Raw genomic sequence first — 23,071 nt, forward strand, 5'->3', positions numbered from 1 at the left:
TTCCCTTATTATCATTTTCTACAGAAAGGCGAGAATTATGGCAGGTAAGTTGAGGCAATATAGTACAAAAAGAACATCATTATTGGCAGCCATAGACCACTTGTTTAAGCAATTTGGGAACAACCTCAGTGGAAAATGGAATATGCAGCCTTTCTGTACGTTTGTGTGCGTCCTTACCATATGGACCGATATTTACGGCTGGTATATCCAATTCCCCAATAATAGAAAGCGGAAGATTATACCCCTTCCCGTATAGAGGCATTTCATTTTCTAACACCGGCATCACTAAATCACGATCACGTAAACGGCAATAGCTTACATCGGAAAGCCCTGGAAAATAAGACATGATCTTTATTTCTTCATTAAATTTCTCTTTAGCGATCCTAACGCAGTGCTCTACTATACCTTTTGCTTTCTGATCCCTTTCATCATCTTCCAAATAAACGTGTGGATAATAAGGTGGAGCGAGCATGATCATATAAAAAGGGGCCTCTGATTTGAAAAACGCTGCCACTACATCTGCAATTTCAGCTGTTAATTTGGCCATATTCATGCCTGCGTCCTGTTCGAGCAATGCAATCTTTGCGTTTATTTCTTTCATAAACATATGGCCATATTCTCTACAGCCTTTATCAAATAACTCTTGATAAGTATATACACTGGGCTTAAGGTTAGGTTTTCTTGAACCATGTCTTCCATACCCAAGTAAATCATAAATATTTGATAACCGTCCTTCTATATACCTGCTGCTTTCTTCGCCAATATCTTTCAGCTTGTTTATGACTTCTTCCGGATTTTGCTTTAGCGTAAGGATATTAGCTAGTACATATGCTGCAGTTGGCGTTTGGACATTATATGCTTCTTTTAGATCCATTAATTTTAAGATCGTAGGCAGAGGGTTCTGTTCCCCGCGTTCTTGTTCTAAAAAGGCTAAGGATAACTCCAGTCTTTCCGCTATCACACCTGCCATCCAGGCGGCATTCATGCCCTCAAGCGGTTCGCCCACATGTGTTTCAGTTCCTACACAAAAAATTAAGGGCAATAACTTACCCACAGATCCTGTATAAAAATATTTTGTACGGTCTCCTGGATATGCACCAAAACTCGGCTCCGAGCAAATGGCCACTTCCAAATCCAGTTGATATTGGTCCTTGAGTCCCTTAATCAACTCAACTCCCGCAAACATTCCGGCCGAATATCTCTCTTCATCCGGTGTAGCTAAAAATAATAGGTTATGTTTCAAATTGCCATGTTCGGCAGCTTCTGATAGTAAAGCCATCTGAATAGCAAGTCCGGCTTTCATATCCATAATTCCTCTTCCAAAGATCCACTCTCCAGACTTCAAATCCTGCTCGGCATCAACTGAAAGGTTTTCCTCTGCCATTGCACTTGTACATTCCAATGGTGAAAAAGCGAGCGGTGCAAGGCGTCCGTAATCTTCAACCCCAACTACATCATAATGGCTTAAAAGTATAATTGTTTTTTTACTCGTTTTACTACCTTGATAAAACGCAGCAACTGCTTTTCGATTTAATAGATCTCCTGTAATTTCTTTTCTGTATATTTGATCGGGGTAATTTTGAAAATAAGGCATTTCCTTAAGGATCGCAGAAATTTCGTCCTCCATACGCAACTCACCTCTTGTTCCCGTTACACTTGGCACTTTTACAAGGCGGTATAATAACTCCAAAATCCCTTCCTTTGTATTCCAATGACCCATACCTTATCCCCCCACTTTTTCTATCTTTTTCTAAAATTATAGCAGTATTTGATTGAATATTCAGTTAAATATTAATAGTATAGCTCTCTATTTTGCCGTTGCTAATTAGATATGTTACGGTATTCTTACAATTAAAGGAGCGGGTACAATGGATATTTCTATCAATATTAAAGAGATTACTCTCCACTATATTTCAATGGAACTAAAGAATTCCTTTACTACTAGCTTTGGAAGCTTGAAGGATAGAGAAATGATTATTATTGAAATGGTTGATTTGGACGGTATGGTTGGGTGGGGTGAATGTGTTGCCTTCCGAGAACCTTGGTATACGGAGGAAACACTCCAAACTGCTGCACATATTATGAAAGATTTTTTAATCCCCAAACTCATCCAGCAGCCAATCTATCATCCGGATGAACTTCAGCATCTTTTTTCTCCTGTTCGCAAAAATCCAATGGCTAAATCGGCTCTCGAAGGCGCAATTTGGGATTTATATGCGAAGAAAAATAATAAATCCTTATCGAGAGCTTTAGGTGGAACTAAAAATGAGATTGAAACAGGAATTAGTATTGGACTGCAGACCTCAGATGAGCATTTATTTCGCCTGATTGATCATAGCCTTGAGCAGGGATATAAGAGAATTAAGCTTAAAATCAAACCCGGTCAGGACATCTCTCTTATTCGGACAGTTCGTAGGAGATACCCATACCTACCCATTATGGCTGATGCAAATTCAGCCTATTGTTTAGCAGATATGGACCTCCTAAAAGCGCTGGATGAATTTGATTTAATGATGATTGAACAGCCGCTTCATTTTGACGATTTTTATGAGCATGCCATTCTTCAGCAACATATCACAACACCGGTATGCCTGGATGAAAGCATTCAATCATTCGAGAACGCCAAACAAGCAATTGCTCTGGGCAGCTGCAAAGTGATTAATTTGAAAATTGGACGAGTCGGCGGTTTATCAGAAGCCATTAAAATTCTTCATCTTTGTGAAGCCAATAATATTTCCGTTTGGTGCGGCGGTATGCTTGAATCTGGAATTAGCCGAGCCCATACGATTGCACTGGCTTCCATGCCACAGGTTAATCTGCCTGGTGACATTTCGAGCTCCAGCCATTATTGGGAGCAAGATATCACGTCCCCTAGCGTGATTGTCGAGAACGGTGTCATTCAAGTTCCTGAACAAGCCGGAATGGGTTTTGAAGTTAATCGAAAATGGCTAGCCCATTACTCAACTCACAAAGAGTCCTTCACTTCCAAATAATGTGTATTCTTATTCTATAGGGGTATAGAATAAGAAACGAACAATGGGAGTGAATACACATGACAAAGGAAAAACCATTATCGAAGAAAAAAATGGACAATCCTGAAAACTCAATGACTGACAAAGAGCATATGCTCGATAGATTTGAAGATGAACAGCATGTAGACACCATTCCTATCGAAGATTTACGAGAAGAAAATCTTGAAGAAAAAGATAAGACTGCTACGAAGAGCACTTCTTCCAGCGAAAAGAAATACGAGCCCGAAAAACAGTAAGCATGGAGCCAGTTTATCTGGCTCTTATTTATTTCGCCTTTCCAAAAATCCCCTAGCTAATATCCCTCTGTAAACTCCGTAATTAAATTCAAAAATATTCCTCAAAAAGTCATCCAAGACCCTCTATATTTCTTATACAAGGGGGGGGTTCTAAGTAGGCCAATAAAGTTCAAAACATACTCAATCCGCTTACAGCCAAATCTCAAAGGATTGCAACAGAGATTATCCGAATATCCAGCTTTACACAGGAAAGTTCTGCATCCTCACAGGAGATTCTCGCTAATATCAAAGAGCAAAACCAGCTAATAACCGGTATTTCTCATAGCTTTAATGAACTTGATAATCTAGTTGAAAAACTGGATGGATTAGTGCAGATTTAAATAAAAAACCCGCTATTCATGTTTACGCAGCACCTATTCGATGCGGATTCATGATTGACGAGTTTTAATGTAACTCGTCGTATTTAGTCCCTATCGTTAAAGGACTTCAACAAATGTCTAATACTAACTATTCTTTAATATGTCGCAGTCCCTTTAATCAAAAAATGACGTGTCCCCACGTCATTCATTAATAAACTTATTCCGATTTCACTTTTTCATATCCATTGACGACAACAGATAATTCCCCGGTCGATGGATGAATAACCATTCCCGTTACTGGTATATATGCAGGCATTAACGGATGATTCTTAACCAGATTAACACTTTCCGTTACGCTTTCATGGACATTAGAGAAGCCCTTAACCCACTGCTTCACATCTATTCCTACATGCTCCAAAGTAGAAAAGGTCTCATTAGGTACTCCATTATCAGTCATTTGTCCAATCAATTGATTTGGATCCATGGCAGCCATACCGCAATCCTCATGGCCTACAATAAATACTTCTCTTGCTCCCAATGCATGAATTGCCACAATGATGGAACGCATCACACCGCCAAATGGATGATTTACGATTGCCCCGGCAGTCTTTATAATTTTGACATCTCCGTTAGCAATATTCATGGCCTTTGGTAACAACTCAACCAGCCTGGTGTCCATACAGCTTACTATAACCATTTTTTTATCGGGAAATTTAGTGGTCTCATATGGCAAGTATTCTTCCTTGTTTACAAATTCACGATTATAAGCAAGAATTTCATCTAATGTATTCATTTATTTCTCCCCTTCATACAGCCTTAAATCCATTGTACCTAAGTATTTATAATAGTTGAAATAATATACAATTTCATCCGAAGGAAACTTTCAACAAAAGATGCGTACACTATCATAACAGGTTACTAAACAGTATTGCCGGACAACTAATGAAAGGATCCATATACTTTGAAGACAAAACTTAGGCAACTTGAACCCTATATACATTCCATTTTTGAATATTTACACTCACATCCTGAGATAAGCTGGAAAGAGCATGAAACTGCAGCCTTTATTGAAAAGCGATTAATCGAAGAAGGGGTTAAGTGTAACGCTTTCCCCTCATTTCCCGGTTTAGCTGCTGAAATAGGCTCCGGCAAGCCAGTCATTGCTTTACGAGCGGATATGGATGCCCTTTGGCAGGAATGTGATGGAACCTTTAGAGCTAATCATTCATGCGGACATGATGCGCACATGTCAATCGTTTTGGGTGTAGCCTTGATGCTCAAAGAATTGACTGAGACTGAAAAAGAAAAAGGAACAGTTCGATTTATCTTTCAGCCGGCAGAAGAAACGGGTGAAGGTGCCAAGGCTGTAACGAATCTTGGAATTGTAGATGACGTTGATTATTTATACGGTCTCCATCTTCGTCCAATAGAAGAGCTGCCTCTTGGCATGGCAGCTCCTGCGATCAATCATGGGGCAACCTACCATCTTTCAGGAAAAATCATTGGAGAAGATGCACATGGAGCGCGGCCTCACTTAGGGACAAGTTCAATAGATGTCCTAATTATGATGCATCAGCTGCTTCAACAAATTAAACTGTCGCCGATGAAACCACATTCCATCAAAATCACCAGATTCGAAACAGGTAATGAAAATTTAAATGTTATACCAGGTACTGCTTTGTTTGGAATTGATGCCAGGGCTCAATCAAATGAAGACCTGAACATCATTAAAGAGCAAATAAAGCAAACCTTTGCTCAATTAGAATCAATCTTCCGCATTCATATCCAACTAGAACCATATCCAGATACACCGGCTTCCATCATCTCCGCCAAGGCGGCTCAGTTTATGGAAAAAGCTATTTTGGATACAATGGGGCATAAAGCATTAAGCCCTACAGTGTTAACTCCCGGAAGTGACGATTTTCACTTTTATACGAAACTTCGCCCTTCCATAAAAGCAACCATGCTGGCACTTGGTGCTGATTTAACTCCCGGACTTCATCACCCAAATATGACATTTGATCGTTCCTGTATAATAGAAGGCATCGAAATCCTAACAAGAGCTATTCTCCATACGTTAAAGGCTGAATCTCTATAATAAAGATTCAGCCCCTTTATAGTTATACCTAATCATTTCCCAGCGCTTGTTTTATATCCCCCCATAGATCTTGCCAGTTTTCCAATCCAACGGATACACGCAGCAATTGGTCTGTAACACCCATTTCCAATCGTTCAGATTCCGGAATAATAGCATGAGTCATTGAAGCCGGGTGACAAATCAATGTTTCAACATCACCTAAGCTGACTGCAATTTTAATAAGCTTCATCCTGTTAAGGAAGGCTTGTGCATCCTCTTTACTGCCTTTTATTTCGAAAGCGATAATCCCTCCTGGCTGACGCATTTGTTTCATAGCTGCCTCATATCCAACGTTTTGCTTATCTCCAGGATAATAAATCCGCTCAACTTTTGGATGTTCTTTAAGCTTCTCATAAATTTTTTGAGCATTTTCGCTATGACGGTCCATCCGAATTGGCAAGGTTTTGATTCCCCTTAACAATAGCCATGCATCAAAAGGCGCCATAATTCCCCCGACGTCCTTTAACATTGTTTTTCTAACTCGTGATATGAATTCACGGGAACCCGCAGCCAAGCCCGCTACAACATCCCCATGTCCGCAAATATATTTTGTTGCACTGTGTACAACTATGTCACATCCCAGCTGAAGGGGCTGTTGCAAGTATGGCGAAGGAAATGTATTGTCCACAATGACGGGGATCCCATTTCTTTTAGCCACCCGTGCCACCATTTCCAAGTCAATGACTCTCATAGTTGGGTTTATTGGCGTTTCAACAAATATACACGTTGTTTCAGGTTTAATTAACTCCTGTATTTGTTCCTCTGTTTCCATCGGACTAAAGTCATGATGGATGTTATACTTCTCTTTCATCATGACTAATAAATCGAATGTACAACCATAAATACCGAGTGAGCATAGAATATGGTCATTTGCCTTGGTAAGTTCCATTAAAACAGCTGATACAGCAGCCATACCAGACCCAAATGCAATTCCTTCCTCAGCTCCTTCCAATACTGCTATCTTCTCTTCTAATGAGCGTACGGTTGGATTGCCTAATCTCGAATAGATAAATCCATTATCTGTACCGGCAAATCGCTGTTCCCCCTGTTCAGCAGATTCAAATGTAAAGGTGGAAGTTTGATAGATTGGCATAGAAAGGCTTCCTTGATGTTCGTTTGAATCATATCCGGCATGGATAGCTGCAGTTTCAAAGTGGGTATATTTCTTATTCATATAGCTCCCCCTATTTCAAATGTAAAAAATTTCAATCCCCACTTTATCATATGGCATTCACCCAAAAATTGTAAACAGTCTTATCCAGATATTTTAAAACCCGACTTTCATTACATACAAACTACTGACCCAACATTAAATAGAACTCATCACTTCATACAGAGAAAAATAAGGACCCAATACTTATTAAATCCGGTGTATCTGTTTACTAATCTCCCTAAATTACAAGAAAAAAAGGCCCTAATCAGACCTTTCACCCATGTATAACGTCAGCAAAATCGCCATCTACTACTGATGTAAGTAAATCAGCAACCTTTACTTTCATTTGCACTCCTATTTTTCCTGCACTGACTATAATTTTTTCCTGAATTTCAGCTGATACATCTATGTATGTTTTATACTGCTTTTTCATCCCAACCGGTGAACAGCCACCGCGGATATACCCCGTATATTTTTGTATGTCTTTCATAGGCAGCATTTCAACTTTCTTTTCACCAGAAACTTTAGCTGCTTTTTTCAAATCTAGCTCTGAATCTACAGGAATCACAAATACATAAACAGAGCCAGTCCCTGAAATGGTAACGAGAGTCTTATAGACAAGACGATAATCCTGGCCTATCTTCTCTGCAACGGAAATACCATCAATTTTCCCATCGCGATTTTCGTATTGAAATATTTCATACTCAATTTCTTTTTGATCTAATATGCGCAGTGCATTCGTCTTCACATTTCCCACTTAAAAACTTCCTCTCAAAATCTGCCCGATTTAAAAATTGAATACAGTAAATACAGTACCATTAAGGTTGCGATAATGGATCCAATTTCAATAATAGGCACTTGCCATAAAATAGAACCGCTGCCTCTAGATGATGACCCTATAATCAAGCCTGCCATAATAATACTAAAGGATAAGAGGATAATCGCATAGGAAAGCTGGTTCACGACCTTATCCATTTTACCAAGGAACACATTTAGTTGCGGCACCTCAATTTGTACACGAAATTTACCCTCTTTCAGCTTCTTCATCAATTCATTTATATTGCGAGGCATTTCGTCCAGGATATCCGAGTATTCCACCACTTTGTTCCACAAGGAGTCCGCCAGGTTTTTAGGCTTCAGTCTTTCTTTAATCAACTTCTCCCCAAACGGCTCAATTACATCAATAATATTGAATTCCGGATTCAAAGTTTCTACAACACCTTCAACTGCAAGGAAGGTTTTACCCAGCATAGTCAAATCAGATGGGATACGGATATGATGTAAGTAGGTTAATGTAAAGAAGTCATTCACTGCTTCACTCATATTTAAAGTATTTAAAGGATGACCATAATACTTATCGATAATTTCTTCTACATCAGATCGCAGTTTATCATAATTGATATCATCAGGTGTGAAGCCCAGCTTCAGGATTGCACGCATGACACTATCCGTATTACCTCGTTTTAAGGCAATAATCAATGTTGCAAATGCATACTTTATCCGTGTATCCAGGTGTCCAATATTACCGAAATCAATCAAAACAATTCGATTTCCAGGTTGAATCAGAACATTGCCTGGATGTGGATCTGCATGAAACAGACCGTTGATTAAGATTTGATTCATCATCGCATCCGTAAAGCGCTCACTGATTAGTTGCCTGTCAAACCCAAGTTCATCTAGCGTTTCGATTTCATTTATTTTAATACCTTCTACATATTCCATCGTTAATACTCGCTTAGTAGAGTAGTCCCAATAAATAGATGGTATCTTAATTATGTCATTATCGATAAATTGATTAGCTATTTTTTCGGAATTTCTTCCCTCAATTCCATAATCCAGTTCCTGATGTAAGGATTGAGAAAATTCATCCACTATATCACTTATGCCATAATCTCTAGCCCAGCTGAATCGCTTTTCTGCCAATCTAGCAATATTATGCAAGATTTCTAGATCTGTCTCAATATTACCCTGGATATTAGGGCGTTGCACCTTTACAGCGACCTCTTCCCCTGTATGAAGAACAGCCTTATGTACTTGACCAATAGAAGCCGCAGCCAATGCTTCTTCTGTAAAGTCGGAAAACAGTTCATCAATTGTTGCTTCCAGATTCGATTCGATAATCTTTTTGACTTCTTCAGGGGAGAAGGCAGGCACATGATTCTGCAGCTTTTCCAATTCCAAAATAACGGAAGGAGGAACGATATCAGGTCTTGTACTCAGCATCTGCCCAAGCTTTACAAAAGTCGGGCCCAATTCCTCAAGAATGGCACGAATCCGCTCGGCAGCCGGCCGATTTTTAACCTCCTTGCCTTCAAACGTCCACTGCCCTCCAAACGGTAGCATATCGGATAATCCCAGTTCTTTGGCAATGGATCCAAATCCATTATGAATCATTGCACGGATGATATCCTGGTACCGATTAAAGTGACGTATTCTCTTTTCAAGCATCTGCTTCCCCCCTAACCTGCTCATTCATAAACTTGTGTTGTTATTGATTTTTCTCCTCTAACAAAGCAATTCGATTTTCCAATCGTGCAATGTCTTCTTTTGTGGCAAGATCCATTTCTGCCAGACGTTGCTTAACCTTTAAATTAATTTGTTGTTCAAATTCTGTCCGGGCTTCATTACCCTTTTTCACTAGATCTTCCACCATTGATTTAGATTCTGCCTGAGTTACTTCACCCTTTTTCACCAATTCATCCACTAATTTTTCAATTTGTTCCTTGCTTGTTACAGCTGCTCCAATTCCCATAGAAAACGTTTTGTTTATAATGTCCCTAATCATGCTCACTTCTCCTCCTTGAACTTATGATTAATAGAATAAAGCAAAGTTTTTCCCACTATTACCTTTCCACCCCTTAATTAAAACAAACCTATAAATTGTGTATTTTTTTTGAATTAATAAACATCTCTGCTTATAAAAAATAGAAGACCGCCCTGCCGGTAGCCTTCTATTAAAAAATTATTCAGATTCTCTTTCTGTACTAAATACAATTCCACTTTCTTTTCGGGAGTACTCTGTAATTTCCAGTACCCCTCTACTAATCTCAATTAGCTTTTGATAATCTGGCTGTTTATCATGGTTGATAATATCGATAAAGGTATCAATTTCATACACCATATCATTCTCTTTTTGAGGAATTGAAAAGGGTTCGCACACTTTTGTTTCTCTATCAATATACTCAAGCTTTTGAATGGTTCCTGATCCAGGAAAGATAATATTCCCCGTCTCCCCATGAATTTCATTTGACCCATAGGAATTAACTATTTTCGAGCAAACAATTGTACATACAAAATCAGAATACTTGAGGATTAGTGTTCCTCCTCCATCAACGCCACTATCAAGCATAACTGGAGTATAGCTGGTCGAGATAGGTTTTCCGAAAAGGGCGAAGGCCATGGCAAGAGGATAAACACCTAGGTCCACCAAAGCACCACCTGAATAATCAGCTGAGAAAATATTAGGAATCTCCCCCTCCAGTAGTTGATCATATCTGGAAGAGTATTTCATATATTGTAAGTTTATATTACGAATTCTCCCCACTCGTCTAATATTATCCTGCAGTAACTTGAAGTTGGGTGTATGAAGGGTTCTGATGGCTTCAAAAAGATAGACGTTATTCCTTTTAGCGATTTGATATGCCTGATCCAGCTCTGCCACATTAGAGAATAACGGTTTTTCACATATGACATGTTTCCCGTTTTCTAACATTAAAACCGCTTGTTCAAAATGACATGAGTTCGGAGAAGCGATATAGACAATATCGATTTCCTTACATTTAGCTAGTTCCTCCAGCTGATTAAAAACAAGATCGACCTCATGCTTATTCGCAAAACGAGATGCCTTATCCAAATTTCTTGAATAAATCGCCTTTAGATAAAGACCATCGCTTTCTAAAACTGCATCTATAAATTGTTCTGTAATGCTACTAGTACCAATTGTTGCTAGATTCATAAGTAACCTCTCCCTCGCCTACCAAAATAAAAATCATAATTTCAAAAGTGCCATTATATTCTTACTAGTACCCCAATAAAGGAGCATGCTTACCTATAATAAGAATTTTTTATAATTACGAACGCTACATAAATCATATCAAAAAATGAGTGCAGACATTACAATTAGATGCAAAGATTGGTTGTTACTAACTGTTTAATTGGCAATGAAGATGGGATAAGGATTTAAGCAAAAAAAAGAAGGCAAAATTTGCCCTCCTGTTTTATTAATCCTCATCTTTTGCATCCCAATCTTCAGGAATCGGTTCAGTTAACCATTCCTGGAAAAGCTTTTTATATTCCTGCAGCTGCTCTTGATAATTGGAGAATTGATCATTGTTAATCAAATACTGCTCCCCGTCAAATATAGCCCGGATTTTCTTTTGCTTGATAAGAGTTTCAAGATAGGATTCCGGCAATGATAAGTATTCTGCTGTTTCTTTCACGGAAAGGTACACCAATCATCCCCCTCTTCTCCCGAAAATATTGTTTATTAAGTCTATCATATTTTCTACTGTTCTTCATTCAGTTGAGGATTTAGAGTATACATACCTTTCATATCTGGTACTGTTATCTATTATAGAAATCATTAATTCTATCCAGAATTTCTATCCAGAATTCAATGTAACCATACACTGTTTTTCTTCAAAAACCTATATTTTAAAATAATATATTTTTTTAATTTATTGATAAATTACACGAACGTAAAGGAACCGTAAAGTTATAGTTAAATATGACTGTTTAGTATTTACTTTCAACTTCTTGTCAATAATAATGATAATCGAAAATATTTTTCTAAAATAATGTTGAGGTGTAAACAGTGGATGTAAGTATTCAAGAAATGCTTTTTCAATTTCTCGGCGGATTGGGTATCTTCCTATTCGGTATCAAATACATGGGGGATGGACTCCAAAAATCCGCAGGTGATCGACTAAGAGATCTATTGGATAAATATACAACCAATCCTATTATGGGGATTCTGGTTGGTATTCTAGTTACAGTTTTAATTCAAAGTAGTTCAGGTACAACAGTTATCACGGTTGGATTGGTAAGTGCCGGATTTATGACACTCCGCCAGGCTATTGGTGTCATCATGGGGGCAAATATCGGTACAACCATTACTGCCTTCATTATCGGTATTGATGTTGGCGAATATGCATTACCAATTATCTTTGTCGGTGCATTTTTATTATTCTTCTTTAAAAACCAAAAGCTGCACAACTTCGGTCAAATCCTATTTGGATTCGGATTATTATTCTATGGCCTAGAGCTTATGAGCAGTGGAATGAAGCCTCTACGTACCTTCGAATGGTTTCATGATCTAACTGTCAGCTTAAGTGATTATTCCATACTCGGTGTTGTAGTAGGAACAGTCTTTACATTATTAGTACAAAGCTCCAGTGCTACAATCGGAATCCTTCAGGGATTATTTGGTGAAGGGCTTATTGACCTGCAAGGTGCCTTACCGGTACTATTCGGAGATAACATCGGAACAACTATCACTGCCCTTCTTGCATCGATTGGTGCATCAGTTGCCGCTAGACGTGCTGCTTGTGTACACATACTTTTCAATGTGTTCGGTACAATCATTTTTATGATTTTGCTCGTTCCATTTACGTCCCTTATTGGCTGGTTCCAACAAACACTTGGACTAAATCCGGAAATGACCATTGCCTTTGCACATGGAACATTCAACATTACAAACACACTGATCATGATTCCATTCATTGGTGTATATGCGTGGATTGTTACTAAACTCATTCCAGGAAAAGATACTGTTATTGAGTATAAACCAGAGCATCTGGATGAGCGAATCATCGACCAATCTCCTTCTATTGCACTTGGACAGGCGAAAAAGGAAACTTTGCGAATGGGCGAGTTTGCTATTAAAGGATTGGAAGAAACGTATAACTACCTGTTAACTAATGAAACTGCTTCATTGAATACAGGTAATCAAATTGAAGAGGCTCTTAATAATTTAGATCACAAAATAACAGATTATCTTGTTAAAGTCTCCACAAGTTCACTGTCTGCTAATGAATCTGACGAACATAATATTCTAATGCATACCATTACAGATATCGAACGCATTGGCGATCATTTCGAAAATATTCTGGAATTTGCAGAGTATAAAAATACAAATAAAGCAACATTTACAGATGAGGCCACAGAAGGCATGTCTCAAATGTTCACACTAACTATAGAAGCGGTCAAAGAAGCGATGGCGGCAATAGAGAATCAAGATAAGGAAAGTGCATATAAGGTGCTTGAATTGGAACGTAAAATCGATAAGATGGAGCGCCAATTAAGAAAGCAGCATGTCATCCGCTTAAATAATGGATCCTGCTCTGCACAAGCAAGCCTCGTTTACGTTGATATTTTAAGTAATCTTGAACGTATCGGCGATCATGCGAAAAACATTGCCGAAACGATTATTGGTGAACAAGAATAATCAGGAAGTAGACTCTCCTCGGAGGGTCTATTTTTTTATTCCTTCATTATTTCACTATTATAAAATGCCCTAAACACACTCTCTCCCCATTAACTATTTTATCATCCTCAAAAATCCTCCTGTTTTCATTATTTATAAATCAAAATTACAACGGTAACTATTGATGAATGAAATATTTCACTATCAATATAGTGTAAATAGTATTCTTTTTGCTATGAAAGCGCTTTTTTCGAGCAAAAAGTTTTGTGAATTTATACACAAGGAGTATGCTTAAAGTAGAGGATTTATGGTTATATAAATATAACTAATTTAATTTTTCGCTATAACAAACAGAAATGGGGTATTTGCTATGTCAGACACAATGAAACAGCAATCAGAGACACAATCCTCTCCGGTTGCTTCACAAGAAGAATTGTTAAAACAATTATCAAAACCAGAGGTTCAGGAATCATTAGTTACACTATTAAATCAATTACCACAATTAACTGAAGTTGTAACAGCACTGAACAAATCATATGAATTCGCTCAATCCGTCGCTACTGATAAAGTATTAGTAAACGATTTTGCCAGTACAGCGAAGGAATTTGCAGAGCCTGTTACGAAAACAGCCAAACATATAGCTGTCAATGCTATGGAAGCAAAGGAAAGAGCTGAACAAAGCAAAGAAGTGATCAGTGTATTCGGTTTGATGAAAATGCTAAAAGATCCTCAAATCCAAAAGGTTCTTCGTTTTGCCAGCGCTTATCTTCAAGTAAGCAACGAACGTTCTAAATAAAAGCTTATTCATTTATACAAAAAGCACTTATTAAATGATTTTAATAAAATACTAGATTAAAAATATTACAAACAAGGGTGGAACATATCATGGCACAAGAAATTGTTATTTTAGGAGCAGGGTATGGCGGTCTTCTTTCAGCATTATCAGCACGTCAGCATTTAACATCTGAAGAAGCTACTATTACAGTTGTTAACCAATATCCGACACATCAAATCATTACTGAACTGCATCGTTTGGCAGCAGGCAATATTAGCGAAGGCAGAATTGCTATGCCATTAGATCGTTTGTTTAAAGGAAAAGATATTAATCTAATCATCTCTAAAGTTGAATCTATTTCAGCAGATGAAAGAAAGGTAACCCTTTCAAGCGGAAAAATCTTAACCTATGATAAATTAGTCGTTGGATTAGGCAGCCAAACTGCTTATTTTGGCATTCCTGGACTTGAAGAAAATAGTATGGTCTTAAAATCAGCAGAGGATGCTAATAAAATTAACAAGCATATCGAAGATCGAATTAAAGAATATGCACAAACTAAAAATCCAGCCGATGCAACCATTGTAATCGGTGGCGGTGGACTAACCGGTGTTGAATTAGTTGGAGAAATTGCGGATACAACTCCTAAAGTTGCTAAAAAATATATGGTTGATCCTTCTGAGCTTAAATTTATCCTAGTTGAAGCAGGTCCAAAAATTTTACCTATGCTTCCTGATCATTTAATTGAACGTTCAATGACAAGCTTAGAGAATCGTGGAGTTCAATTCTTGACTGGACTTCCTGTCACAGGTGTAAACGGAAATGTGATCGAATTAAAAGATGGTCAAAAAATTATCGCTAACACATTTGTATGGACTGGCGGTGTACAAGGCCTTCCTGTTATCGGCGAATCTGGTTTAGCAGTAGATCGTAACCGTGCTACTGTTAATGAATATCTACAATCTACTTCACATCCTGATGTTTATATTGCTGGTGACAGTGCAGTTGTCTTCCCTGCTCCTGGTGCGAGACCATACCCGCCAACTGCACAAATGGCTTGGCAAATGGGTGAATTGATTGGTTATAATATTGCGGCATCCATTAAGGGTACTCTTCCTGAAGTATTTGCTCCAGTAAACTCAGGAACATTAGCAAGTCTTGGACGTAAAGATGGCGTAGCCATTATTGGCGGGAACTCAACACCATTAAAAGGCTTACCGGCTACAATGATGAAAGAAGCAAGTAATATCCGTTATCTTTCACACATTAAAGGTTTATTCAGCATAGCCTATTAATAAATGTTAAATCCTGTCCGCTAAACCAGCGGACAGGATTTTTTATTGGCTTTATACACCTCTCTCTTGTCCTATTAACCTTTTCCATGGATAAGTAGCTGACGGACCAATCAACTACTTGCGGCCAAAGATTATTTCTACAGATTGCCCTCTATCTCTAAAACCTAATGTCAGATAATATTAGAAGTTTCTGATATTTCCCCTTGGTAGGATGACAAAAAGGGTATATGCTTTATATAGACACGTCATCTTAGAAGGGAGCCATATTAGTCATGAACATATTGATTGCTTATGCTTCAAAAAGCGGAACTACAGAAACATGCGTACATATCCTTGAACAAGACTTTAATGGGCATGCAAAATTAGTTGATCTTACGCACACTGATCCTTCGCTGGATGCCTATGATACTGTTTTGATTGGCGGTCCCATCCGTTATGGGAAACTTCATTCGTCGGTTAAAAAATTCGTAAAAAACCATCTTAAAGATTTTAAACAGAAAGAGGTCGGTCTATTTATTTGCTGCGCTGATGTCGGAAATGCTGAAAAATACTTTCAAACCAACTTTCCAGATGAGTTACTTGAGCAAGCAACAGCAATTGACTGCTTCGGTGGAGAAATTCGTTCTCACGCATTGGGAATTTTCGAGAAATTCATTGCCAAAATAGCATTAAAATCGTACCCGGCAGACCAACAGCCTTCTATTCTTAAAGATAATATTCATATATTTGCAGATCGAGTGGAAGCTACCTGACTATAATAAAAAGCCTTGAACCTGTTTAGAACACACGTTCAAGGCTTTTACTTTGTTTATTTCAGTACACCATATTTAATAAAATGAAATTGACGCTCCATGTCTTTTCTTTTTTGGCTTACAGTCGAAAAATCATTTAACGCCAGGATAATTTGATTGAATGTGATAGTTCTCAATATCTCAATAACTTGAAACAATTCCTCTTTTATTTCAACCTTTAGTAAATGAGTGTCAGTAACTAGATTCAGAAACTTCTCTTGCTTCTCTTCCATTTCACGTACATCCGTAAAGCTCATTAAATGTTCAGCTAGCTTACTATCCGTCCGCGTAAATACATTGACCAAAAACTTGGAATGAGCAGGATCCATCGCTTTCTTAGTTATATAATCAAATAGCAGAAAGTGAATTGAAAAGAGGTTTACCCCGGCGTTAATCTTGCTGTTAATCTGATCCAAGAGGTCACTTTTATATTCATTTAATAAATACAGAAACAGATCTTCTTTATTTTCAAAGTAACGATAGAAGCTTCCCCGAGGAATTTGCGCTTCTTTAATAATTCGATTAATTGATGCATCATAGAAGGAATATTGGCTAAATTCCTCCTTAGCAGCCTGAATAATCCTGATTCTCTTTTCCGCTGGTAAATTCACAAATGTTTGACTCGGCATATACTTTCCTACTCTCTGCGTAAAGAGTCAACTGGATCCAATTTAGCCGCTTTATTGGCGGGCATAAGTCCAGAAAGCATGCTAATAATGATGCTAGCAGCAACACCGAAAACAAGATATGCTGGGGTTATTTGTACAATTTCAAAATCAATTAATTTAGTTGAAAGGCTATTAGCTACAAAGGTTAATAAAGAGGCTGCCAGAACACCGATAATTCCACTCGATAATCCAATCAGGAATGCTTCAGATACAAAAATTCTTCTAATATCCATGCGTCTTGCACCAATCGCTTTTAGGACCCCGATTTCCTTCGTACGCTCAACAACACTAATATGGAGAACAACCAAAATCATGATTGCTGAAACAAAAAGTGAAATGCCTGAAATCCCGGTTAATACATATGTCAAAACATCCAGCATTTCGTTCATCATAGCTGTCATTGTTTCTTGCGATGAACCATTGTAGCCCATATCCTTGATTTTTGCTTTTATATCTTCCGTAAACTCTTCATTATCTGCAACTAAATAGATACTTGTAGGATCCAATGTCTGACCGTTATCCTCTGCAAGCTGTACCAGATCCTCATAATTGGCATAGATTAAATCCATCGCTGCAAATTGACTGCCTAATGAAATAATTCCACTAACCGTATAGGTTTTTTCATATAACTGTTCATTAAGCATTAGCGTTACGTTAACATCTTTACCGATCATATCTCCGCCTAATTTTTCAGCGGTACCCTCCGCAAGGAGAATTTCTTGTTTTCCAGGTAAAGTGCCTTCCTTAATACTCGTATCTGTTATGTTAGATGAAATGGTTGTAATCATCATCAAATCAACCTTTTTGTCTCCATATTTAACCGCATTGGAGCCAAATGAGATGAGATTAAATCCCTTTTCCACTGAAGAAACATGCTCGATTTCGGATAATTTCTCGATATCCTTTTCCTCAAATGGTGTCTGTTCTCCCATCATCGATAGCATCATTGCCTGATTTTCATCCACTGATGGCGGAAGTTCCTCTTCCTCAGAAGGCATATTAACTTCTACGACAAGCGGATTCACCATACTGTTCATAGAGTCATTCATATAGGTCTTCACACCATTTCCTAATGAAAGGAAAAAGATGACACTCATGATTCCTATGCTTGCTCCTAATGAAACCCAAACATTTCTACCAAGCTTCTCTTTCATATTCAGAAATGCAAGTTTCACGGCCGCCACAAAGCTAAGGTTTTCACCAACCTTCTTTTCCACTTGATTGGATTGAGGTTCCATTTGTTCTAGAGGTTCTCCTCTGTCATCACGGATAATTTTCCCATCTGCAATTTGGATTACCCTTGAGGAATGGTTCGCTACTCGCTCAGAGTGAGTAACCATAATAACCAGCTTACCTTGCTTAGCAATATCTTTTATGATCGCCAATACTTGTTCCGTTGTTTCAGAATCAAGTGCTCCGGTTGGTTCATCGGCAATGATGATTTCAGGATCATTAATTAATGCACGCGCAATCGCAACCCTTTGCTTTTGACCGCCGGATAATTGATTTGGCTTTTTATAAATATGATTTTTCAAACCAACCTGAGTTAGAATCTCCTCCGCTCTTTTAATGCGTTCCTCTTTCCCTACATTCGATAAAGTCATCGCAATCGTGACATTATCGAGGACAGACAAATGCGGAATCAGATTAAAGCTTTGAAAAATAAAGCCTATTTTATTTTTTCGATATTCATCCATTTCTTTTTCATTAAACTCACCAATATTCTTCCCTTCAAACTGAACGGAACCGGTAAAATCAGAATCCAACCCGCCAATCAGATTCATTAGAGTGGATTTACCACTTCCTGATTCACCAATGATGGAGACCAATTCTCCCTTCTCAAAGGAAACATTAACATCTTTAAGAGCAGGGAAGTATTGACCATCTGCAATCGGGTATTGTTTGTTCACATGATGCAACTCAAGTACTTTCATATACGTTTGATGACACCCTTTACTTATTAGTCTCTTGATGTAATTAGTCTGGTCAGTTTCATGACAGTTTATCAAGTAAGACTACTATAAGTGACAACCTGTCACCTGTCAATTAATTATATTAAAATAATATTTATTAACTGAATATATTTTATTTAAAGTGATTATGTGAAATTTTGTTATTTAAATATATATTTTCTTATTCAAAAGAAAAAGCAGCTTGTCCCTCTAAATCAGAGAAACAAGCTGCCTAATTGTAATCAATTATTTAATATTTATTAGAATGCTGAAGTCCAACCACCATCAACTACTAAAACTGTACCATTTACAAAGCTGGAATCCTCAGAAGCAAGGAATAAGGCAGCTGCTGCAATTTCTTCCGGCTGTCCCACTTTAGGAATCGCAGCTTGTGCTAATCTAGAACGTCCCATTCCAAATTCATTAACTTTTCCCATCGATGCAGAAATATTGGTCTCAACCGCACCTGGTGCGATTGCATTACAGCGAATGCCTTCTTTTGCATACATAAAGGCTGTGTTCTTAGTAAGACCAACCACCGCATGCTTGGAAGCACCATAGGCTGCACCTGCATGAGCACCGTTTAATCCACCAGTAGAAGCAATATTTATAATTATGCCTTGGCCTTTTTCCTGGAATAATGGAACGACCTTACGCATGGAACGCATAACACCTTTTGTATTTACATCAAAAATTAAATCCCATCTTTCATCTTGTATATCCGCAACAGGTTCGAAACCATCCATAATGCCTGCATTGTTAACAAGTATATCTAATGTACCAAATTCACTAACAGCTGTATCAATCATTCCCTCGATATCTTCAAGCTTTGCAACGTTCACTTGCAATGCTTTCGCTGTACCACCATTGTTTGTAATCCCTTCGACTACATTTTCGGCACCCTCAAGGTTAAGATCTGTTACAAGGACTTTAGCTCCTTCTTTTGCATAAAGCTCTGCAATCGCTTTCCCCATTCCGGATGCTGCACCTGTTACAACCGCTACTTTTCCCTCTAATTTCATTTTGAACTACCTCCTCATTAAAGTATAGGCTCTGTTTATCCATACGGATTTTAAAATTTATACTTGGATTTGTCTGTGACACTTCGTATTAATCCAGCATAAAAGCGTGACATCCCCAATGTCCTCAGATCCATTTCAAGTAAAACCTGCTTAGCCAACATAACGGACTTTAACATAGCCTAATTTTGCCTAGACATAAAAGAAAGTAAGTTTACCCGAAAAAAATGATATTCTTGCTTCAGGAATATTTTAACTTATATTTAAATTTAAATAAAACTAAAACACCTAACCTACTAGATCAAAAGTTGGACACAATGTGACAATTAGTAGTTAAAGAGAAAAAAGAGTGAAAGTATATTAATACTTTGTCGAATTAAACTTCCATCCCCCACTTTTTCTGTTCAGCTTCCTTCATCTGTTTTTCTGTTTGCTCTGGATAAACTGTACGGAATTTATGGTGTTCTGCCGGGATAATTTCTATCATTTTTTCAATCATATCCTCTGGATCCATTTGATTTTTCAATCCCTCTTCCATTGCTTTCATATCTTCTTTACGGGTAAAGTGTTCTTCCTCATTAAACCATTTCCATTTTTCTTCTACAGCCCGATCGTTGAAACCCGTATCAAATGAACCCGGGTTAATAGTCGCCACCTGTATGCCAAACTCTTTTAATTCATCCTTTAATGTCAAAGCCATTGCTTCAATGGCATGCTTGGTCGCTGCGTATGGACCTGCATAAGGAGTTGTCATAATGCCTGCCATTGAACTTAAGAAAACAATTTTGCCCATACCTTTGTTAACCAGCTTTCTTGCAGCGATTTGAGCTGTCTCAAGCGTGGCAAAAACGTTCACTTCAAAGATAGCGCGGAACCGTTCCATTGGTATTTCAGCGAGCGGTCCACCTTCATTAATCGCGGCATTCGCCACAAAAATATCAAAATCATATTTATCAATTTCTCTTAAATCAATAGGATTGGTAATATCGAGCTTAAAAACTTCCATATTTATTCCCAAGTCTCTCGTTTCCCGCATAAGCGCTGTTTTCTGAGATGTCGTCTCAGTCGTCGCTATGACATGATGACCTTTTTTCGCCAGACCAATAGCCGATCCTTTGCCGAGTCCGCTCCCTGCTCCAGTAATAAAAATTGTTTTTTCCATTTTATATTTCCTCCTTTCCCCTTCTATCACTTCTTTTTTCTTCTTCCCGATGGCAATTAGCATAAACATTCATCCATTGGCTGAAAATTATTACTTGAGATCTGCTATATTGGTAAACCATGTATTAATTTTAAAAATATTTCATTAAATATCCGTAAAATTCATAGAACAATAGAACGAAATTGGGCAGGACCACATGATTAAAAAATTTAAATCTAGTAAAATAAGAAGAGCTCGTTTACGACTACATTTAGAAGTAAATAGAATAAGGAAGTACATAAATTATTAAGGAGAAGTGAATACATGATCAAAAAGGGGATTGCAATCATAATCGCACTGTTCGTGATTCTTTCAGGTCTTCCCGTGGAAAATAACGTTCAAGCTGCATCATCCAAATATGTAACGGCCAGTACACTAAATGTACGAAGTGGTCCAGGAACTACATACAAAGTTGTTACAACTGTTAAAAAGAATACCTCAGTCAAAGTAGCTCAAACGAAAGGCTCATGGGAAAAAGTAACGGTTGGAAGCAAGACTGGCTGGGTTTCCAGCAAATATTTAACATCTAAAAAACCTGTTGCAGAAGTAACTTCTAAAACGATGTATGTCACAGCAAGTACATTAAATATTCGCAGTGGAGCCGGAACTAAGTACAAAGTAGTTACAACTGTTAAAAAGAACAGCTCAGTTAAAGTAACTCAAACGAAAGGCTCTTGGAGCAAAGTAATCATTGGCAGCAAAACCGGTTGGGCTTCCAGTAACTATTTAACTTCCAAAAAGCCCGCAGCTCCGAAAAATTTAGCTGAAGGCTTAAAGACAGTCGAAAGCAACAAGCAACTCATTCTCGTTACTTCAAGTGGATATAATACATCGAAAGCTGAAATCCGCACATTCGAGAGGAACTCTAAAGGAAAATGGGTACCTGTATTAATAACCAAAGGTTATATTGGGAAGTATGGATTTGCAAAGGAAAAGGACATGAAAGAAAGTGGCAAGAGGTCTCCGATTGGGAAGTATACAATCGGTACAGCTTTTGGCCGAAAAGCAAATCCCGGAACAAAGCTGAATTATCGTAAAATCACAGCGGATGACGTATGGGTTGATGATCCGAAATCGAAACTATACAACACTTGGCAGTCCAAAAAGAAAACCAAGGGTCAATGGAAAAGTGCAGAAAATATGAATATATCAGCCTACACATATGGGTTTGTAATCAACTACAATACGAAGCGAACACCTTATAAGGGAAGCGCAATCTTCTTCCACATTGGCAACAGCTATACTTTAGGCTGCACCGCAACATCTGAAGCAAACGTGAAAAAGATTTTGAAATGGTTAGACCCTAAAAAGAAACCAGTCATTATTCAGACTCCAATTAATGAACTTAATACGTACTAATAAAACAACCCTGCATTGGTAAGTCTAGTGCAGGGTTGTTTCTACTGTTCATAAAATAAGGCTCTTTTCGTATAGATTGTTGCTTTTAGGTACAAAAAGGAATTATTTTCTTTTTATGGTATATTATAATATAAATGAAATAGGTGAGTAAATAATAGGAGGTTGAGAATTATGAGGGAAAAATGTATTAAATGCGAGTCGGCAATGGTTGAAGCTAAATTAGATAGCTACCCAATCAGGGTTTATAAATCAACAGAGAAGGCGAACTCAAAAACTATGAGTGAGGTCTCTCCTTGCTATGTTTGTTCTAACTGTGGCTTTATAGAACTTTACGCTTTAAATCCTGAAAAATTGAGTTAAAGCCAGCTTTAACTGAATAAGAAATACAGTCGTTCCGACATAGGAATGGCTGTTTTTTAATACCTCATTCAGGGATACTGAATATTACAAGTGCAATAGGTTTATTCCTTCACGTTCGGTACAGAAACTTAATAAAAATTGAAGTTACATTATCCCTCTTAATGTATTTACAGTTGTTTTATCAGATTTCTGACAGGCAGAAATAAGCATTTGATTGACTCGTTCATCAAGTGCTATTTTTTGCCAATTTCAAGCCATCGGAACCAATAGAGATAGTTGTCCAGATATTTCGTTGCAACACCTTGAAAACGTT

At 37.8% G+C, this 23,071-nt stretch carries 21 protein-coding genes and 1 pseudogene; 9 read left to right on the forward strand and 13 right to left on the reverse strand.

Translation table 11 applies throughout. The features are described 5' to 3' along the window. Positions 1 to 79: 79 nt before the first annotated feature. A complete protein-coding gene (locus AC4BHA_RS13980; RefSeq protein ID WP_066108300.1) occupies positions 80 to 1,720 on the reverse strand; it encodes a M20/M25/M40 family metallo-hydrolase in 1,641 nt (546 codons plus the stop codon). A 148-nt stretch (positions 1,721 to 1,868) separates the two neighbouring features. Here AC4BHA_RS13980 and menC point away from each other — a divergent pair, with 148 nt between their 5' ends. Both menC and AC4BHA_RS13990 read left to right on the forward strand, forming a co-directional pair. Next, a complete protein-coding gene (menC, locus tag AC4BHA_RS13985) occupies positions 1,869 to 2,993 on the forward strand; it encodes an o-succinylbenzoate synthase (protein ID WP_490558816.1) in 1,125 nt (374 codons plus the stop codon). A gap of 59 nt (positions 2,994 to 3,052) precedes the next feature. Then, entirely contained in the window at positions 3,053 to 3,268 is a 216-nt protein-coding gene (locus AC4BHA_RS13990) for a YczO family protein (RefSeq protein ID WP_066108303.1), read from the forward strand. Between the two features lie 576 nt (positions 3,269 to 3,844). Here AC4BHA_RS13990 and AC4BHA_RS13995 read toward each other — a convergent pair. Next, positions 3,845 to 4,420, reverse strand: coding sequence for a beta-class carbonic anhydrase (locus tag AC4BHA_RS13995; RefSeq protein ID WP_066108306.1), 576 nt, complete (start codon positions 4,418 to 4,420; stop codon positions 3,845 to 3,847). Between the two features lie 168 nt (positions 4,421 to 4,588). Here AC4BHA_RS13995 and AC4BHA_RS14000 point away from each other — a divergent pair, with 168 nt between their 5' ends. Further along, positions 4,589 to 5,725, forward strand: coding sequence for an amidohydrolase (locus tag AC4BHA_RS14000; protein WP_066108308.1), 1,137 nt, complete (start codon positions 4,589 to 4,591; stop codon positions 5,723 to 5,725). Between the two features lie 28 nt (positions 5,726 to 5,753). Here AC4BHA_RS14000 and megL read toward each other — a convergent pair whose 3' ends face one another. From megL to AC4BHA_RS14030, 6 genes are all read right to left on the reverse strand, one after another. Next, on the reverse strand, positions 5,754 to 6,938 hold the full coding sequence (gene megL / locus AC4BHA_RS14005) for a methionine gamma-lyase (RefSeq protein WP_490558817.1): 1,185 nt from the start codon (positions 6,936 to 6,938) through the stop codon (positions 5,754 to 5,756). A gap of 253 nt (positions 6,939 to 7,191) precedes the next feature. Next, positions 7,192 to 7,674, reverse strand: a complete 483-nt coding sequence (gene ybaK, locus AC4BHA_RS14010; RefSeq protein ID WP_490558818.1) for a Cys-tRNA(Pro) deacylase — start codon at positions 7,672 to 7,674, stop codon at positions 7,192 to 7,194. A gap of 14 nt (positions 7,675 to 7,688) precedes the next feature. Beyond that, complete coding sequence (locus AC4BHA_RS14015) at positions 7,689 to 9,365, reverse strand: ABC1 kinase family protein (RefSeq protein ID WP_490558819.1); 1,677 nt, start codon at positions 9,363 to 9,365, stop codon at positions 7,689 to 7,691. Positions 9,366 to 9,405: 40 nt separating this feature from the next. Further along, on the reverse strand, positions 9,406 to 9,702 hold the full coding sequence (locus tag AC4BHA_RS14020; protein WP_225983642.1) for a phasin family protein: 297 nt from the start codon (positions 9,700 to 9,702) through the stop codon (positions 9,406 to 9,408). A gap of 177 nt (positions 9,703 to 9,879) precedes the next feature. After that, the gene (locus AC4BHA_RS14025; RefSeq protein ID WP_066108319.1) at positions 9,880 to 10,872 is read right to left on the reverse strand and encodes a Gfo/Idh/MocA family protein; all 993 of its coding nucleotides are present in this window, start codon (positions 10,870 to 10,872) and stop codon (positions 9,880 to 9,882) included. Positions 10,873 to 11,137: 265 nt separating this feature from the next. Then, positions 11,138 to 11,368 (reverse strand): excisionase family DNA-binding protein, encoded by a 231-nt coding sequence (locus tag AC4BHA_RS14030; protein WP_066108321.1) that lies wholly within the window; start codon positions 11,366 to 11,368, stop codon positions 11,138 to 11,140. A 362-nt stretch (positions 11,369 to 11,730) separates the two neighbouring features. Between AC4BHA_RS14030 and AC4BHA_RS14035 the strand changes: the two genes are divergently transcribed. The 4 genes from AC4BHA_RS14035 to AC4BHA_RS14050 all read left to right on the forward strand — a co-directional run bounded on the left by AC4BHA_RS14035 (position 11,731) and on the right by AC4BHA_RS14050 (position 16,160). Next, on the forward strand, positions 11,731 to 13,362 hold the full coding sequence (locus AC4BHA_RS14035) for a Na/Pi cotransporter family protein (RefSeq protein ID WP_175354313.1): 1,632 nt from the start codon (positions 11,731 to 11,733) through the stop codon (positions 13,360 to 13,362). A gap of 349 nt (positions 13,363 to 13,711) precedes the next feature. Next, a complete protein-coding gene (locus tag AC4BHA_RS14040) occupies positions 13,712 to 14,137 on the forward strand; it encodes a DUF1641 domain-containing protein (RefSeq protein WP_066108324.1) in 426 nt (141 codons plus the stop codon). A gap of 89 nt (positions 14,138 to 14,226) precedes the next feature. After that, positions 14,227 to 15,408: an NAD(P)/FAD-dependent oxidoreductase gene (locus tag AC4BHA_RS14045; protein ID WP_490558820.1), complete on the forward strand. Its 1,182-nt coding sequence runs from the start codon at positions 14,227 to 14,229 to the stop codon at positions 15,406 to 15,408. A 272-nt stretch (positions 15,409 to 15,680) separates the two neighbouring features. Then, complete coding sequence (locus AC4BHA_RS14050; RefSeq protein ID WP_066108330.1) at positions 15,681 to 16,160, forward strand: flavodoxin domain-containing protein; 480 nt, start codon at positions 15,681 to 15,683, stop codon at positions 16,158 to 16,160. A 56-nt stretch (positions 16,161 to 16,216) separates the two neighbouring features. Here the strand turns inward: AC4BHA_RS14050 and AC4BHA_RS14055 are convergent, their stop codons facing one another. The 4 genes from AC4BHA_RS14055 to AC4BHA_RS14070 all read right to left on the reverse strand — a co-directional run bounded on the left by AC4BHA_RS14055 (position 16,217) and on the right by AC4BHA_RS14070 (position 21,000). Continuing rightward, positions 16,217 to 16,828, reverse strand: a complete 612-nt coding sequence (locus AC4BHA_RS14055) for a TetR/AcrR family transcriptional regulator (protein ID WP_490558821.1) — start codon at positions 16,826 to 16,828, stop codon at positions 16,217 to 16,219. An 8-nt stretch (positions 16,829 to 16,836) separates the two neighbouring features. After that, entirely contained in the window at positions 16,837 to 18,801 is a 1,965-nt protein-coding gene (locus AC4BHA_RS14060) for an ABC transporter ATP-binding protein/permease (protein ID WP_139892738.1), read from the reverse strand. A gap of 278 nt (positions 18,802 to 19,079) precedes the next feature. Further along, complete coding sequence (locus AC4BHA_RS14065; RefSeq protein WP_066108337.1) at positions 19,080 to 19,841, reverse strand: SDR family oxidoreductase; 762 nt, start codon at positions 19,839 to 19,841, stop codon at positions 19,080 to 19,082. Between the two features lie 373 nt (positions 19,842 to 20,214). After that, positions 20,215 to 21,000 carry an SDR family oxidoreductase gene (locus AC4BHA_RS14070; protein WP_139892739.1) on the reverse strand — a complete coding sequence of 262 codons (786 nt, stop codon included), beginning with the start codon at positions 20,998 to 21,000 and terminating at the stop codon, positions 20,215 to 20,217. 303 nt (positions 21,001 to 21,303) lie between these two features. On the opposite strand from AC4BHA_RS14070, the gene AC4BHA_RS14075 reads away from it, so the two are divergent. Next, positions 21,304 to 22,398: an SH3 domain-containing protein gene (locus AC4BHA_RS14075; RefSeq protein WP_066108340.1), complete on the forward strand. Its 1,095-nt coding sequence runs from the start codon at positions 21,304 to 21,306 to the stop codon at positions 22,396 to 22,398. A 171-nt stretch (positions 22,399 to 22,569) separates the two neighbouring features. Then, positions 22,570 to 22,758, forward strand: coding sequence for a hypothetical protein (locus AC4BHA_RS14080; RefSeq protein ID WP_066101670.1), 189 nt, complete (start codon positions 22,570 to 22,572; stop codon positions 22,756 to 22,758). 144 nt (positions 22,759 to 22,902) lie between these two features. Here the strand turns inward: AC4BHA_RS14080 and AC4BHA_RS14085 are convergent. Continuing rightward, positions 22,903 to 23,071 (reverse strand): annotated as a pseudogene (locus AC4BHA_RS14085) (IS1595 family transposase); the annotation flags it as partial.

The organism is Pradoshia sp. Z3_51 (genome assembly GCF_058215915.1).

Coding starts and splice junctions, on each gene's coding strand:
- AC4BHA_RS13980 (WP_066108300.1), bottom strand. CDS start 1,720: ATGGGTCATTGGAATACAAAGGAAGGGATTTTGGAGTTATTATACCGC.
- menC (WP_490558816.1), top strand. CDS start 1,869: ATGGATATTTCTATCAATATTAAAGAGATTACTCTCCACTATATTTCA.
- AC4BHA_RS13990 (WP_066108303.1), top strand. CDS start 3,053: ATGACAAAGGAAAAACCATTATCGAAGAAAAAAATGGACAATCCTGAA.
- AC4BHA_RS13995 (WP_066108306.1), bottom strand. CDS start 4,420: ATGAATACATTAGATGAAATTCTTGCTTATAATCGTGAATTTGTAAAC.
- megL (WP_490558817.1), bottom strand. CDS start 6,938: ATGAATAAGAAATATACCCACTTTGAAACTGCAGCTATCCATGCCGGA.
- AC4BHA_RS14015 (WP_490558819.1), bottom strand. CDS start 9,365: ATGCTTGAAAAGAGAATACGTCACTTTAATCGGTACCAGGATATCATC.
- AC4BHA_RS14020 (WP_225983642.1), bottom strand. CDS start 9,702: ATGATTAGGGACATTATAAACAAAACGTTTTCTATGGGAATTGGAGCA.
- AC4BHA_RS14025 (WP_066108319.1), bottom strand. CDS start 10,872: ATGAATCTAGCAACAATTGGTACTAGTAGCATTACAGAACAATTTATA.
- AC4BHA_RS14040 (WP_066108324.1), top strand. CDS start 13,712: ATGTCAGACACAATGAAACAGCAATCAGAGACACAATCCTCTCCGGTT.
- AC4BHA_RS14045 (WP_490558820.1), top strand. CDS start 14,227: ATGGCACAAGAAATTGTTATTTTAGGAGCAGGGTATGGCGGTCTTCTT.
- AC4BHA_RS14050 (WP_066108330.1), top strand. CDS start 15,681: ATGAACATATTGATTGCTTATGCTTCAAAAAGCGGAACTACAGAAACA.
- AC4BHA_RS14055 (WP_490558821.1), bottom strand. CDS start 16,828: ATGCCGAGTCAAACATTTGTGAATTTACCAGCGGAAAAGAGAATCAGG.
- AC4BHA_RS14060 (WP_139892738.1), bottom strand. CDS start 18,801: ATGAAAGTACTTGAGTTGCATCATGTGAACAAACAATACCCGATTGCA.
- AC4BHA_RS14065 (WP_066108337.1), bottom strand. CDS start 19,841: ATGAAATTAGAGGGAAAAGTAGCGGTTGTAACAGGTGCAGCATCCGGA.
- AC4BHA_RS14070 (WP_139892739.1), bottom strand. CDS start 21,000: ATGGAAAAAACAATTTTTATTACTGGAGCAGGGAGCGGACTCGGCAAA.
- AC4BHA_RS14075 (WP_066108340.1), top strand. CDS start 21,304: ATGATCAAAAAGGGGATTGCAATCATAATCGCACTGTTCGTGATTCTT.
- AC4BHA_RS14080 (WP_066101670.1), top strand. CDS start 22,570: ATGAGGGAAAAATGTATTAAATGCGAGTCGGCAATGGTTGAAGCTAAA.